The following is a 14,915-nucleotide window of genomic DNA, read 5'->3' as shown; positions in this document are numbered from 1 at the left end:
ATATTTGCGGAAATAATCAGATTGGGAATTTATGAACGAAAATGTCTTGGCTAAACTGAAGATACTTGCGGAATCTGCAAAGTACGATGTTTCCTGTTCTTCCAGTGGCACAGTGCGCTCCAATAAATCGGGGATGCTGGGCAATACTGTGGGGGGATGGGGGATATGCCATAGTTTTGCCGAGGACGGGCGGTGCATATCACTGCTGAAAATCATGCTTACCAATTACTGTATCTACGATTGCGCCTACTGCATCAACAGACGTAGCAACGACCTTCCGCGCGCCACCTTTTCGGTATCTGAATTGGTGGAATTGACGATGGAGTTTTATCGTCGTAACTATATAGAAGGTCTGTTTCTCAGTTCCGGCGTAGTCCGCAACCCCGACTATACGATGGAGCGCCTTGTGCGTGTTGCCAAAGACCTGCGGCAGGTACATTGCTTCAACGGATACATCCATCTGAAGAGCATCCCTGGCGCCAGCCGCGAACTGGTGAATGAGGCCGGACTGTATGCCGACCGTCTCAGCGTCAACGTAGAAATTCCCAAAGAAGAGAACCTGAAACTGCTTGCGCCGGAAAAAGACCATAAAAGCGTCTTTGCCCCGATGAAATATATCCAGCAAGGCGTATTGGAGAGCAAGGAAGAACGGCAGAAGTTCCGTCACGCTCCGCGCTTCGCACCTGCCGGACAGAGTACGCAGGTTATCGTCGGTGCCACATCCGAATCGGATAAGGACATTCTTTTCCTTTCGTCAGCACTCTACAACCGTCCCACGATGAAGCGTGTCTACTATTCCGGCTATGTCTCCGTAAATACCTACGACAAGCGCCTTCCGGCCTTGAAACAACCACCTTTAGTACGCGAAAACCGGCTTTATCAGGCTGACTGGCTGTTACGTTTCTATCAATTCAAAGTAGATGAAATAGTAGACGACTCTTACCCGGACCTTGACCTCGAAATAGACCCGAAACTCTCTTGGGCATTGCGCCATCCCGAACATTTCCCGGTCGACATCAATAAAGCGGATTACGAAATGCTTCTCCGTGTGCCGGGCATCGGTGTAAAATCGGCGAAGCTGATTGTCGCTTCCCGGCGCTTCTCCCGACTGGGCTTTTATGAATTGAAAAAGATAGGAGTAGTGATGAAAAAAGCGCAATACTTCATTACTTGCAAGGAACTTCCTCTTCAAATGCAGACAGTGAACGAGCTTTCCCCGCAACGGGTACGTACTTTATTGTTGCCGAAATCTAAAAAGAAAGTGGACGAACGCCAGTTGGTACTTGACTTTGGAGAATGAATATCTATATCTACGATAAAACTTTTGATGGTCTGCTGACAGCTGTCTTCGACGCTTATTTCCGCAAGACTTTTCCCGACGAACTCTTGTCGGAAGGGGATGCTTTGCCTTTGTTTTATGATGAATTGCATACGGTGGTTACTGATGAGGAGAAAGCCGCCCGTGTATGGCGCGGTCTGCAGAAAAAGGTTTCATCTTCGGCACTGGGTTGTCTCACTCAAAGTTGGTTGTCGGAACTGCCGGAAGTGGGAATGCTTATTTTTCGATATATCCGCAAGGCGATTGATTCTCCTCGTTCCATTGAAACCAATTTTGCCGACCCGGATGTACTTCAACTGGCACAAATCTGGAAAAAGGTGGATGGCGAACGTGTACATTTAATGCAGTTTGTCCGTTTTCAGAAGGCTGCGGACGGCACATTCTTCGCTGCTTTCGAACCGCAATTTAATGCGTTGCCGCTTACCGTCCATCACTTTAAAGACCGCTTTGCCGACCAAAAGTGGATTATCTATGATATGAAACGTCGCTATGGCTTTTATTACAACTTACAGGAAGTGACTACGATTTCTTTTGATGATGACAGTCGGGAATCCCACCTGATAACGGGGATGCTGGATGAAAGCCTCATGGATAAAGACGAAAAACTCTTCCAACAACTTTGGAAAACCTATTTCAAGGCGATTTGTATAAAAGAACGCATTAATCCGAGAAAACACAGACAGGATATGCCTGTGCGTTACTGGAAGTATTTGACTGAGAAGCAGCGGTGAAAATCACCATAAGGCAACCTTTCCTAATTATGGCTTCTCCAATAAGAAAAGATTGTAATCCTCTTCAAGTTTAGTAATATTTGAATGTATCCGTTCTATTTTATCGTATATTTGCACACTCAAATGAATATCGAACCCTGTGATTGAGTGAATAATGAAGAAAAGAATATTTTATATAATCAGCTTTTTGGTTATCTTTTGCATAGAAGTGCTGATAGCATTGTATGTACGTGATAATTTTGTTCGTCCTTACATCGGAGATGTATTGGTCGTTGTGCTGGTATATAGTTTTGTGAGAATATTTCTGCCGACAGGTATTCCACGAATGCCGTTCTATGTATTTCTATTTGCTTGTTTTGTGGAAGTGATGCAGTATTTCCAATTAGTGGAGATTTTAGGCATAACGAATCGTGTAGCCAGAGTTGTTCTGGGCTCTACGTTCGATTGGGCGGATATAGTTTGCTATGCAGTGGGATACGTGTTCATAATTTTGTTTGAGCGCTTGTTTCAACGAAAATGACAAAAAAATGGGGTGATGATCGTATTTACGATTTTCACCCCATTTTTTGTTTTATAAGAGCATTACTTCCTATTTACTTTCAATCTCCAACACACCTTTCGTTAACCCTTTTCCAGAAGCTTCCAGTATAATCTTTCCCGGTTTGTCGGAAGAAGAAACGATGGCAGTCATCATACCGTTAAAGACCTTCATTTTCGGTGTCTGGAACGATTCGAGTGAAGCAGGATTCCCGTTGGCTCCTGCACGGTATGTTCCTGCACCTTTCACTTTGAAGTTGATAACATTGTCTGCTAGCGGGCAGAGATTCCCATCTTTATCCATTACTCTGACTGTTACAAATGACAAGTCTTTTCCGTCAGCTTTAATTTGCGCGCGGTCCGGTGTCAGTTCGATATGATGAGGCTTTCCGGCAGTATGAATCTCCTTTTCAGCGACAGCCTTGCCGTCTTTGTCATAAGCCACCACTTTCACTGTACCCGGTTCGTACTTCGTGTCCATCCACATCAGGCGATAACGCTGCTGGCGTTTAAGGTTGGCCATAGAAACGGAATCGGCACTGTTGTCAATTGTTACAGAGAGGTCTTTCGTGCGTTTGCCCTGGCTCTTGCCGTTGATGAACAGTTCGGCAGACGGATAGTTGGTATAGACAAATACAGGTACTACTTCCCCTTCGTGTCCTTCCCAATTCCAATGAGGCAGGATATGGAGCGTTTCTTTTTTCTTGTTCCAATGACTGCGATAGAGATAATAACGGTCTTTCGGCAATCCGGCAAGGTCGATGATTCCGAATAAGGAAGAATGGCTTGGCCAATCCGTATAATAAGGCGTCGGCTCACCCAGATAGTCGAATCCGGTCCATACGAATTCTCCGATACAATACGGCAAGTCTTCATGCTGAATGAAATCATCTTCGGGCAGATTAGACCATCCGCAGTGTTCCACATCATAAGAAGAGGCCTGGTGGTCGGGATATTTATGCATCGAACGGCGGGCAACAGGCAGTTTGTACACACCACGTGAACTGAGCGTTGAAGCAGTCTCGCTACCTAGGATAATCTGTTGCGGGATTTTCTTGTAATTCTCTTGATATTTGTGCGGACGATAATTAAATCCGGCTACGTCCATCACGGCAGCCATATTGTTATTAACTACGGCATCGGGAGCGTCCATCCCTTGAGTGACGGGACGTGTAGGGTCTTCACGATGGCAGATGTCTTGCAGGAAGCGGGAGAGTTTAGGACCACGGTCACCGTTCCACTGGTCGGGAACTTCATTACCGATACACCACATCACCACACTGGGACTGTTGCGGAACTGATGAAGCAGATTTATTAAATCCTTCTCCACCCATTCATCGAAAACCTTGTGATAACCATTCTGCAATTTAGCACCTTTCCATTCATCAAATGATTCTGCCATTACCATCATGCCCATCTCGTCACAAGCACGAATCAATTCCGGTGCAGGCATATTGTGAGAAGTACGGATGGCGTTGCAACCCATATCTTTCAATATACGTATCTGCCGACGGATACCGGCTTCATTGGCAATGCCACCCAAAGGACCTAAATCATGATGATTGCATACACCCTTGAACACAGTACGTTCTCCATTCAGATAAAATCCTTTGTTCGGGATGATTTCGATAGAACGGATACCGAAGGGTGTAGTATATTCGTCTTTCAGCGTATTTCCTTCATAAACCTTGGATACGGCAGAATAGAGTGAAGGTGAGTCGGGCGACCAAAGCAAAGGAGCATCCACCACGAAATTCTGTTCAAAGACTTTTCCGTCATACTTAGTCCCCTTTTTCTCATTGGTGGCTACTACTTTTCCGTTGGGAGCTTTCAGTTCGGTCACGATACGGTAATCGGTAAATGACTTGCCGGAAGGAAACTCAAGACTGGTCTTTAAGTTTACTTTGGCGAATTCCTTTTTCACGACAGGAGTAGTCAGTTGCGTTCCCCATGTCGGGATATGGGCGTCCTCGTTAATCACCAGATGAACATTCCGGTAAAGCCCTGCTCCCGGATACCAGCGTGAAGATTCGTTTTCGTTTTCCAGACGGACGGCTAATGTATTTTGCCCGTTCGCTTTCAGGTAAGGGGTGGCGTCGATGCAGAATGAGTTATAGCCATAAGGCCAGTAACCCGCTTCTTGTCCGTTGATATACACACGGGCGTGACTCATGGCACCGTCAAGGATAAGGGTTGCTTTCTTGCCGGAAGAGAATCCAGGAGCCTCAAAATTCAGGCGATACCAGCCCACTCCGACAAAAGGGAGTCCGCCTGTACGTCCTGCGTGTTCCATTGCTTCCTTCTGACCATCTTGGGTGATAGCCACTTTCTGTTTGTCATTGTCGATACTGAAAGGACCATAGATAGCCCAGTCGTGCGGGACGGTAACAGATTGCCATTTGGCATCATTATACTCTTTCTGACTGAAATTCTTGTTGTCTTCGCGGGTAAATTTCCATCCCTTTTCAAAGGTCTGTTCAGTGCGCACTTGTGCGACTGTAAATGCTGGTAAAGCTGCTAATAGAGCTACTGCGATTTTAAGATATTTATTCATAAATATAGAGGGTAAATATTGTAATATAGGGGGTAAAGATTGTTTTTCATTTTGATTTTTGAGTTATATGTCGTCTTTCGCTTCGTCTTTTGTTTCGGGGGAGTTCAGACTGCTTCCGCAATATTTGCAAAATTCCGCATTGTCTTCATGACCGGAACGGTGGCAATTGGGACATTCCTTGTCCTTTCTTCGTTTATAATCTTTCATCATCGAAGCCGATACGATACCTGTCGGCACGGCGATAATGGTGTAACCGATAAGCATCACACAGGCAGAAAGGAACTTCCCCAAACCGGTGACAGGAGTGATGTCTCCGTAACCTACAGTAGTCATGGTGACAATTGCCCAGTAAATGCTGTTCGGAATATTGTTGAACTGTGACCCGGGATGCGTGCCTTCAATCATATACATCAACGTGCCGATAGAAGTAACCAAAATCACAACAAACAGAAAAAATACCGCAATCTTTTTGCTGCTCTCGCGCAGGGCCGTGAGCAGCCGTTCGCCTTCGTTTAGAAAGTTGAACAACTTGAATACACGAAACACCCGTATCAGCCGGAAAGCGCGTATGATAAGCAGGTAGCGTGCACCCGGGAAGAGTAGCCCGATATAGAGTGGCAGGGTAGCCAACAGGTCAACGATGCCGAAAAAACTAAGAACGTATTTCCGGGGATGGGGCGAGCAATAAATTCTCGTCAGATACTCGAACGTGAAGAAAGCGGTGAAAAGATATTCCAGCACGACAAACGGAGTCGTCAGGTATGAAGGAAGTTTCAGGCTTTCGATAATGACGAGTAGCACGCTGACCAGGATACAGCCGATAAGAATCACATCGAACAATTTCCCTGTGGGGGTATCCGATTCGAAAATGATGACGTATAACTTTCGTTTCAGTTTCTCGTCATGCAGAAAACGTTGGATTCTTTCTTTCAGTTTCATAATAAAGAAAAAATGGTGTTAGTCAATCACCCAATTCTTGTTGTAGGCAACAGTCTTTTGCGGGTCATAATACATTCCTTCCTGTGTGGGGATATGGAGAACATAGTTTTTACCGGTTTTGTTTTTCAGCGAAGTGTCGCGCAGCCACGGGTTAGCGTCACGGAGTTGCGCATAAGTGATACCTTGTTGTTTGGCAAAATCGCTCAGGCTGTCGATGGGAGTGCTGACAGTCACTTTCTTGTACGGAATAGCCGGGTAGAGATGTTCTCTTTTCAGCAGGAATCCATAACGTTGCGGGTTGCTTAATATCTCTTTGGCAGCGAGCAAACGGAACATATAGCGTGACGTTTCTTCCACCAGCCATAAGTCCATGGCATGGCTTGCCAGTTGCCTGTCGAGTTGGGAAGAGATGCGAGCCTGTCCGGCATTATATGCAGCGGACACTGCCATCCAGTCGCCATATTTGTCATACGCCTGTTTGAAATACTTGCAGGCGGCAACGGTTGCTTTTTCGATGTTGTAACGTTCGTCCACGTTATCATTCACTTCCAGTCCGAATTCCCGTCCGGTGGCGGGCATGAACTGCCACAGTCCGGCTGCTCCGGCAGGAGAGCGGGCGATGTTGTTCAGGTTACTTTCAATCACCATCAGATATTTAAAATCATCAGGAATACCGTTCGCTTTCAATATCGGTTCCACGATAGGGAAGTAGCGGTTGGCACGCTTTATCAGAAGCATGGTTGTAGAGTGCATATAGGTGAATGCCATCATTTCGCGGTCCATCCGTTCGCGGCGGTCATAGCGGCGAAGGTCGATGGTGGTTCCGTCGAAAGTGACTTGGGTGGGCACGGTGGGAGAGGTGACGCAGTAGGGCACTTCCGACTTGGCCGAATGTTGTTCATTGACATGGCTGCTACCTATCAGAGTAGGGATAGTGGCACCAATGCAGAACATTGATATAAGAGTTAGGATATAGTTGATTTTAGTTTGTTTCTCCATTTTAATTCTTTATTTAATTTAAAATAGGCAGCCTTTTAGCATAATTCATACCTGAAGCAATCCATGCCTAAGGCAATTATGCTGCAAGGAAACCTTGCTCCGGCACTACACCGATTGCAAAGATAATCTCATTTTGCTTTTTTCAAAGAACTTTTCTTGCATTTTATACGTTTTTCTAGTATAGTTAAATACACAATAGAATCAAGATGAATATAGCAATGACCGGAGCTACCGGATATATAGGTAAACATCTCTCCAACTATCTGACCGAAAAGGGCGGACATCGCATCATTCCTTTGGGAAGGTCGATGTTTCGCGAAGGTATGTCCGGACATTTGATTCAGACGTTGGCACATTGCGATGTCATTATCAATCTGGCGGGTGCGCCGATTAACAAGCGTTGGACACCGGAGCACAAGCAAGAACTTTTTGACAGTCGTGTCATCGTCACGCACCGCATAATCCGTGCGCTGAATGCCGTGCGGACGAAACCGAAGCTGATGATTTCCGCTTCAGCCGTAGGGTATTATCCTGCGTTGGCGGAAGTGGACGAATATATCCGTACCCGTGGAGACGGCTTCCTGTCCGACCTTTGTTATGCATGGGAAAAAGAAGCCAGACGCTGTCCCGAACATACGCGGCTCGTCATCACCCGTTTCGGGGTCGTGCTTTCACCGGACGGTGGGGCGATGCAACAGATGCTCCGTCCCTTGCAGGCAACGAAGATTGCCGCTGCCATCGGTCCCGGTACCCAGTCTTTCCCGTGGATAGATATGCGCGACCTTTGCCGTGCCATGGAATTTTTTATCAGTCATGAGGAGACACGCGGTGTATATAACCTGGTTGCTCCGCAACAAATCTCCCAATATACTTTCGCCCGTGAAATGGCGAAAGCCTACCACGCGTGGGCAACAGTCGTCGTTCCTCAAACAGTCTTTCGAATACTCTATGGGGAAGCCGCTTCTTTCCTCACGTCCGGTCAGCGGGTGCGTCCTACGCGCCTTCGGGAAGCGGGATTCCATTTCACTGTCCCCAGCGTAGAACGGCTTTTCAAAGGAACAGACCACAGTACCGTCCGAATCCTCGACTTGAACCGCTATATGGGGCTTTGGTATGAAATAGCCCGCTACGAGAACCGCTTTGAACGTGGACTTGTCGATGTGACCGCCACCTACACACTCCGTCCCGATGGCACTATTCGTGTAGAGAATCGGGGATGCAAGCGCAACTTCCCCTATGATATTTGCAAGACCGCCAACGGTCATGCCAAGATACCTGACTCCTCGCAGCCGGGTAAACTGAAAGTTTCTTTCTTTCTCAACTTCTATTCAGACTACTATGTACTGGAACTGGATGGAGAGAATTATAACTATGCACTTGTAGGCAGCAGTACCGACAAGTATCTCTGGATACTGAGCCGGACACCGCAACTGCCGGAAGAGATAAAGAAAAAACTCGTCACCGCTGCCGAACGCCGTGGTTACGATACAAACCGATTGCAATGGATCGAGCAATTCTAAAAAAACAAGATTATGGATTACGAAATTATTCATCAGCCCGAACAGAAACTGTTCAAGACAGAAGTAGACGGTCGCACCGCCTTTGTACAATATCGCCTTTTAGGTGATTCTTTCGACATCATTCACACGATTGTTCCCCGTCCGATAGAAGGTCGCGGAGTAGCTGCTGCATTGGTGAAAGCCGCTTATGACTATGCGTTGGCTAACGGAATGAAACCGAAAGCCACCTGCTCATACGCCGTGAGGTGGTTAGAACGTCACCCGGAATTTTTAGCGGTTCGCTCTGTTATCCATTCGTCTTTACAGGCAGGCGTTTCCACAACCAACGGGGAATCATTTTCCAAAAGAAGACAAGAATCCGATAACGCCAGTCGATAACTACTACCCGCCTTTTATGTTTCAGGGCACAGGTAATATGCCATCCCACCTTTTCCGCTTTCATCAGCATCGGATAATGCTTCCCGTCGTTCAATAAATCGGTGGCTACAAATCCGGGACGAATATCGGTGAAATGAATTTTCAACTTCTGGAGATGTGCAAGTTGTTCAAGGGCATCAATATATGTATTCTGAAAACGTTTGGTTGCCGAGTAGGCAGGAGCGACGCCAAGACCTTTCGTTCCTGCAATGGAACTGATGACCGCCAGATGTCCGCCACCATTTTTCTTGAAATATGCAAAAGCGGTATCCACCATGCGGGTAAATCCCTCTACATTGGTACGTGCTGTGTTCAGCTCCATTTCCATATCCAGCTTCATGTTTTGGAAACCGATGCCGGAACTAAGAAGGAACAAGTCCATGCCGCCTGTTTTTTCTATCAGTACGTTCAGTTTCTCCGCCGCATCTTCCAGGGTTACGTCCAATGCCTGGATTTCGATTTGGTCGGGTGCAACCCGTTGCAGGGTTTCGAGGGCGGATTGTCGTCTGCCTGCTATTCCAATCTGCCAGCCTTCCAGTAACAGGCATTTTGCAACTTCTTGCCCGATGCCGGAGGTGGCTCCTATAATAATGGCTCGTTTCATTAGAAATATATATGTTTAGATTAACGTTGTTTTCCTATAAATCCAGCAAATGCCGGATAGCTTCCCAGGGTGCATACAGCAACATTCGCGGGCCGGAGAAGCGCATTACCTGCCGCATCCGTTCACGCATTGCCGGTTTGTAGCAATGTACCGTGCACTTCTTGCACGAACTCTTCTTCTCCCCAAACGGGCAATGGTCGAGACGCGCGTGTGCATAGCGGAGCAACTCTTCGCAATCAGGGCAAAGGGCGGTATTCTTCTCCTTTTTGCGGCAGTAGAGCCGAATCATCAGTTCTACGGTTCTCTTCTCGTGTGTGATACGTTGTTTTTTCATCTTCTCTTTTTGAACTGTACAAAGATAAGGAAGATTACAGAGAATTTATCCAATTCTGTTTTGTATCTTTGCGGCATGAGAAAGTTATTATGTCCGCAATGTAAGATTGCTGCCCTATATGTAAAGAACGACCGGAATGAAAGGTTGTTGGTCTATGTGATGGAAGATGGAGAAATTGTACCCAAGAATCCGGCAGATTCCATGGAGGGGTTCGATTTGACAGAAGTCTATTGTTTAGGCTGTTCATGGCATGGCTCTCCTAAAAGACTGGTGAAAAGATAAGGTAATAGATTCTCTTTTGCCCAGTGCGATGTTTGAAAGAGGGCGGAAACTTAAAAATCCGGTTCTTTCTGTATGCAGATGATGTCTCCGTAGACAGGATGGCGGAATTCTATGTACTCGGCATGAAGATAGAGCCTGTCCGCTTTCTTGCCATAAAGTTCGTCTCCAAGAATGGGGTAGTCCAACCCTTTCGGATGGGCGGCATGTACACGTAACTGATGGGTGCGTCCGGTCAGCGGATAGAAGGCGATGCGGGTATATTTCTCTGATTTTGCGATTATCTGATATTCAGTAACAGCCTCTTTCCCGTATTCTTCACTTACTATCTGGCGGGGACGGTCGAGCGGGTTCAAACAGAGAGGAAGTGAGATTATTCCTGTCTTTTCGGTCTCTGCTATAACCCCGTCCAGTAAAGCGATATATCGTTTTTTTATGCTCCTGTTCTCGAACTGTGCCTGCAAATGCCGGTGCGCTTCTTTTGTCTTGGCGACAAGCAATAATCCCGAAGTCGCCATATCGAGCCGGTGTACAATCATAGGCCCTGTCGCATCGGGATACTTTTTCTTCAAACGGTGATAAACGGAATCCATATCCTCTGTCTTTCCCGGAACGGATAACATTCCCGCCGGTTTATTGATTACCAATAACCACTCATCCTCAAACACGATTTCCAGTCTCGTATCTTTATGAACATTATCCAATAACGGATTCTCGTCTACTTCCAACCCCTGAAGCATATGTTGTAGAATCGGCTCACATTTCCCCTTACAGGAAGGGTAGTAATAACCATGATGCCTGATTTCATTTTTCGGAGAATCCCCCCACCAAAACTCAGCCATAGCCAACGGCTTTAGTTGATGAAGATACGCATATTGCAGCAACTTGGGCAACGCGCACTCACCTGCACCGCCGGGCGGTACTTTCCGTACAGTCTGCTCAAAAATAGTACATAAGTCTTTCACTTCTCCTCTCGCATTCAACATCCGAAACTCTCCGAACAGCTTTTGCTGCAAAGCCGCCGAACGTTCTTTCCGTTCTGCTTTCAACCTTTCTATTTCATCCTTGAAACGATTAACTTCCGCTTCTCTCTCTTCCAACCGCTTTTTCCAATACTTCTCCTTTCGCTTATATTCAGCTTTCTGATATTGGCTTTCCCGAATCAAAATAGCTTGTTCTTCTTCGGAAATCCCGTTTGGAGACTGGCGTCGAATCTCTCTGACCTCCTTCGCGGCTTTTAGTTCCGCCTTGGCTTGATTCAACTCCGCCTGTGCTTGTTCGGTTTCTATCTCTCGTTTTTCTTTCGCCTCAAGATAGGAGGTACTACTCTCTAACTCATTGATGCGGATATTGATAGCAGAAATCTGTTCTTCCTCAATCTTGAAAAATCCTTGCGGTTGCAGCAGGTCATAAACAGGAGGAACGAAATAACTATGCAGGTTCTTTCCTGCCAAATTGCCGGAAAAGGCGGCTAAATAACCTATCCTGCTTTCTTCGTCCGTACCTTCTTCTTTGGCTTTATCCGTAGTTCCTTCCGTTTCCTGCACCACAACCAAAACCCCGAACATCTTTCCAAGAGCTAATTCTTCCTGCCATTCCTTTCGGCTTGCGATATACTCTTTCACTTCCTCTGCCGCCAATACGCACAACGGATGGGGCGTATAATGGAAAGGATAAGTGAATTTCGCCGGTAGCGCAATGTGTGAAACGGGCTTTTTGAAAAAATGTATCATCGGTTTATATTTGAATGTGATTATTGGTGCAAAAGTAAGGTAAATCCGCGAATTTTGTTCTATATTTGTTTTGGAGTTTGAATGAAATAAAGCGAATGTTTGAGCGAGTATAAAATGGATAGGATAGAAGAAATACCAAAATTTGCTTTCGTAGGCAACAGTCATATGGCATTTTGGGCGTTGAATATTTATTTCCCCCAATGGAAATGCCTGAACTACGGTGCTCCCGGTGAGGGGCTGGCTTATGTAGAATCCTTCTCGGCGGATACTTCCGACTGTCGGGTAATTATACAATTCGGCACGAACGACATTTACGGACTGAACGAAGAGAATGTGGACGATTATGTGGAACGTTACGTGAAGGCGGTTCTTGCCGTTCCCTCACTGAAGACGTATCTGTTCTGTATCTTTCCACGAAATGATTACGATGATTACAGTACGGTAGTAAACAAATTCATCCGTATGCTCAATCAGAAAATACACGAGAAACTGCAAGCAACGGATATTATCTACCTCGATGTATTCGACCGCCTGTTGCTGGACGGCAGGCTGAATCCGGATTTAACCATCGACGACCTGCATCTGAATGGCAAAGGTTACAGTATACTGGCCGAAGCTGTGAAACAAGCCGTCGGTTTATGAGTGATACCCGACTTCTTTTGTTGCTGCTTTTATCGTAAAAATAGATGGCATATCAGTTTATTTTTCCTAATTTTGCCGTCAATTAATAGATTAATAACCCCCATAAAGCGATAAGACTATGGAAAAAGTAATTATCAATTCGTACGAAGAATTTGAAAAACTGGTAGGTAAACAAATAGGCGTTTCTGATTATGTGGAACTCTCTCAGGAACGTATCAATCTTTTTGCAGATGCGACACTGGACCACCAATGGATTCACGTAGATACGGAACGTGCCAAAGTGGACAGCCCTTATCATAGCACAATAGCTCACGGTTATCTGACATTATCCATGCTGCCGTATATGTGGAACCAGATAATCCAGGTGAACAACCTGAAGATGATGATTAACTACGGCATGGATAAGATGAAATTCGGTCAGGCTGTGTTGGCAGGACAGAGCATCCGCCTGGTGACTACGCTTCATTCATTGACCAATCTCCGTGGTGTGGCAAAAGCTGAAATCAAGTTTGCCATCGAAATCAAGGACCAACCGAAGAAGGCACTCGAAGGAATCGCCGTATTCTTGTACTATTTCAATTGATTTAGTTCACGAATAACATAAATAAAGAAGCTGTTTCTTTGACGGGAGACAGCTTCTCTTGTTTTTGATATGTTCTACTTCTTAGCTTTCATCGCCTTTAGTGTATTCCACATCTTCCTTTGAGAAATGCGTACAAACCCATAATGCCTGATAAGAGACAATCTCGTCCTCGTCAAAGATAAATTGATAAACTTCTTCTCTGAGCTGTCCGTTATCTTGTATGAAGTGAAGTATCTCTCTGATATCTTCGATATGCACACGCTCGGATAATTTTGCACGCAGGTTCATGTGGTTTTCTTTTTGGTTAACTTTCACTTTCTTGGATATTCGCTTCTTTCAACTGTAAATGCAGAATCGGATAAGGTTTACCCATACCGTCCGTTTCGTCCCTTCCGGTGATTTGGAATCCCATATGAAGGTAAAAACTGAGTGCTTTTTCATTCTGTTCGTTTACGTCTACTTTGTCCATCTGTTTTTTCTGGGTAGCATATTCCAGTAACCGCTTGCCATATCCTTTTCCCTGCTCATCGGGATTTACGAATAACATCTCGATGAGTTCGTCGCTCAGTCCCATAAAAGCCACAATCTTTCTACCGGCATTCCGGATAATGTATAGTTCTACCGCCGGTAAATAGTGATTACGTACCAGCGGCTTGTAAAATTGGATATGTTCTTCCGTGAGGAAATGATGCGTGTGGCGTACCGATGCTTCCCAGACTTCCAGAATCTCCTCGTAATCCTGCGGGGTAGCCCGGCATATATTAGGAAGATAGTAACACAAATGGTCGAATATATTCCCGTTGTATGTCAGTTCCGCCTGATGCAGCACGCCCTCATAGATAAAACCGTTCCGTTCGAGCACCTGCTGCGACCGCTTGTTGTGCGGGTAACAATTGGCAGTGATGAGGCTGAGTTGCAGTTCGTAGAACCCGTAATTGAGTACAGCCTGCACCGCTTCCGTCATATATCCTTTGCCCCAATACGCTTCGTCAAGCCAGTATCCCAGCATACGCACCTGCGGATTTTCCCGCTTCGGGTCGGGGACGATTCCGATGGAACCTATAAGTTGCCGCGTATCTTTCAGTGTCATCGCCCAAATATTCTCCTGGCCGATAAACACATTCTGAAGAATCTCCCGCGACTCCTCTATCGTCTTATGTGGCGCCCATCCTGCATTATTACCCAAGTTCGGGTTTTGGCAACAGGCAAAGAAAGCTTCCGCATCCTCTTCTTGGAAAGGGCGGAGTAGCAGCCTTACCGTCTCAAGGCTACGGGGCGTCACAGTTTCCCCTGTTTCAGTTTTCTTCTCCATCTTCTTTCTTATATACACATTCTATACGGTTCCCGTCCGGGTCAAGGACTACACTTTCAAAATAACCGTCTCCCGAAGTACGCGGCTCACCTGCAATGGTGTAACCTTCGGAACGCATCTCTTCCGTGAAACGAAGTACTTCCGCTTGGCTGGGAAACGTGAAAGCGAGATGCGTCAGACCGATTCTGTTTTCTTCCACCGCCGTATTCTGTACATCGGGGCGGCTCATTAGTTCCAAAGAAGGTCCTTCACCGAAAGATATGAAGTAAGACTCGAACCCTTTCTTAGGATTCACATATTTCTCATTGCTTTTCCCACCCAGAAAGCGGACATAGAACTCTTTCAATTCTTCCAACTGAAAAGTCCAGATAGCGATATGATGTAGTTTCATT

At 46.0% G+C, this 14,915-nt stretch carries 13 protein-coding genes and 3 pseudogenes; 8 read left to right on the top strand and 8 right to left on the bottom strand.

Features of this window, described 5'->3' with window-relative positions; genetic code table 11:
• The first annotated feature begins 31 nt into the window (after positions 1-31).
• The 3 genes from CLIN57ABFB40_RS10960 (at position 32) to CLIN57ABFB40_RS10950 (ending at position 2,590) form a co-directional block, all read left to right on the top strand.
• Complete coding sequence (locus CLIN57ABFB40_RS10960; protein WP_175630078.1) at positions 32-1,300, top strand: putative DNA modification/repair radical SAM protein; 1,269 nt, start codon at positions 32-34, stop codon at positions 1,298-1,300.
• Positions 1,297-2,070, top strand: coding sequence for a TIGR03915 family putative DNA repair protein (locus tag CLIN57ABFB40_RS10955; protein WP_175630077.1), 774 nt, complete (start codon positions 1,297-1,299; stop codon positions 2,068-2,070). Before CLIN57ABFB40_RS10960 ends, CLIN57ABFB40_RS10955 begins: the two co-directional genes overlap by 4 nt.
• Before the next feature lie 154 nt (positions 2,071-2,224).
• Positions 2,225-2,590, top strand: a complete 366-nt coding sequence (locus tag CLIN57ABFB40_RS10950) for a DUF2809 domain-containing protein (RefSeq protein ID WP_175630076.1) — start codon at positions 2,225-2,227, stop codon at positions 2,588-2,590.
• A gap of 69 nt (positions 2,591-2,659) precedes the next feature.
• Here CLIN57ABFB40_RS10950 and galB read toward each other — a convergent pair whose 3' ends face one another.
• The 3 genes from galB to CLIN57ABFB40_RS10935 form a co-directional block, all read right to left on the bottom strand.
• Positions 2,660-5,161: a beta-galactosidase GalB gene (gene galB / locus CLIN57ABFB40_RS10945; protein ID WP_175630075.1), complete on the bottom strand. Its 2,502-nt coding sequence runs from the start codon at positions 5,159-5,161 to the stop codon at positions 2,660-2,662.
• 63 nt (positions 5,162-5,224) lie between these two features.
• Positions 5,225-6,100, bottom strand: coding sequence for an ion transporter (locus CLIN57ABFB40_RS10940; RefSeq protein ID WP_175630074.1), 876 nt, complete (start codon positions 6,098-6,100; stop codon positions 5,225-5,227).
• Positions 6,101-6,118: 18 nt separating this feature from the next.
• Complete coding sequence (locus CLIN57ABFB40_RS10935) at positions 6,119-7,099, bottom strand: lytic transglycosylase domain-containing protein (RefSeq protein WP_175630073.1); 981 nt, start codon at positions 7,097-7,099, stop codon at positions 6,119-6,121.
• A gap of 206 nt (positions 7,100-7,305) precedes the next feature.
• Here CLIN57ABFB40_RS10935 and CLIN57ABFB40_RS10930 point away from each other — a divergent pair, with 206 nt between their 5' ends.
• Entirely contained in the window at positions 7,306-8,619 is a 1,314-nt protein-coding gene (locus CLIN57ABFB40_RS10930) for a TIGR01777 family oxidoreductase (RefSeq protein ID WP_175630072.1), read from the top strand.
• 12 nt (positions 8,620-8,631) lie between these two features.
• Positions 8,632-8,886 (top strand): annotated as a pseudogene (locus CLIN57ABFB40_RS10925) (GNAT family N-acetyltransferase); the annotation flags it as partial.
• 19 nt (positions 8,887-8,905) lie between these two features.
• Here the strand turns inward: CLIN57ABFB40_RS10925 and CLIN57ABFB40_RS10920 are convergent.
• Positions 8,906-9,640, bottom strand: coding sequence for an SDR family NAD(P)-dependent oxidoreductase (locus CLIN57ABFB40_RS10920; RefSeq protein ID WP_175630071.1), 735 nt, complete (start codon positions 9,638-9,640; stop codon positions 8,906-8,908).
• Positions 9,641-9,674: 34 nt separating this feature from the next.
• Positions 9,675-9,974: a nitrous oxide-stimulated promoter family protein gene (locus tag CLIN57ABFB40_RS10915; RefSeq protein ID WP_175630070.1), complete on the bottom strand. Its 300-nt coding sequence runs from the start codon at positions 9,972-9,974 to the stop codon at positions 9,675-9,677.
• Positions 9,975-10,049: 75 nt separating this feature from the next.
• Between CLIN57ABFB40_RS10915 and CLIN57ABFB40_RS10910 the strand changes: the two genes are divergently transcribed.
• Positions 10,050-10,256 carry a hypothetical protein gene (locus CLIN57ABFB40_RS10910; protein WP_024987137.1) on the top strand — a complete coding sequence of 69 codons (207 nt, stop codon included), beginning with the start codon at positions 10,050-10,052 and terminating at the stop codon, positions 10,254-10,256.
• A gap of 50 nt (positions 10,257-10,306) precedes the next feature.
• On the opposite strand, the gene CLIN57ABFB40_RS10905 is transcribed toward CLIN57ABFB40_RS10910, so the two are convergent.
• Entirely contained in the window at positions 10,307-11,986 is a 1,680-nt protein-coding gene (locus CLIN57ABFB40_RS10905) for an RluA family pseudouridine synthase (RefSeq protein WP_175630069.1), read from the bottom strand.
• Positions 11,987-12,100: 114 nt separating this feature from the next.
• Here CLIN57ABFB40_RS10905 and CLIN57ABFB40_RS10900 point away from each other — a divergent pair, with 114 nt between their 5' ends.
• Entirely contained in the window at positions 12,101-12,628 is a 528-nt protein-coding gene (locus tag CLIN57ABFB40_RS10900; RefSeq protein WP_175630068.1) for an SGNH/GDSL hydrolase family protein, read from the top strand.
• A gap of 118 nt (positions 12,629-12,746) precedes the next feature.
• A complete protein-coding gene (locus CLIN57ABFB40_RS10895) occupies positions 12,747-13,211 on the top strand; it encodes a MaoC family dehydratase (protein WP_175630067.1) in 465 nt (154 codons plus the stop codon).
• 102 nt (positions 13,212-13,313) lie between these two features.
• On the opposite strand, the pseudogene CLIN57ABFB40_RS10890 reads toward CLIN57ABFB40_RS10895, so the two are convergent.
• Both CLIN57ABFB40_RS10890 and CLIN57ABFB40_RS10885 read right to left on the bottom strand, forming a co-directional pair.
• Positions 13,314-13,499: pseudogene (locus CLIN57ABFB40_RS10890) on the bottom strand (hypothetical protein); the annotation flags it as partial.
• Between the two features lie 16 nt (positions 13,500-13,515).
• Positions 13,516-14,914, bottom strand: a pseudogene (locus tag CLIN57ABFB40_RS10885) (GNAT family N-acetyltransferase).
• Position 14,915: the final 1 nt, after the last annotated feature.

This window comes from Bacteroides acidifaciens, from assembly GCF_903181435.1.
Lineage (GTDB): Bacteria > Bacteroidota > Bacteroidia > Bacteroidales > Bacteroidaceae > Bacteroides.
The sequence above is the reverse complement of the archived record's forward strand: the minus strand, read 5'-3'. Positions and strand labels throughout refer to the sequence as shown.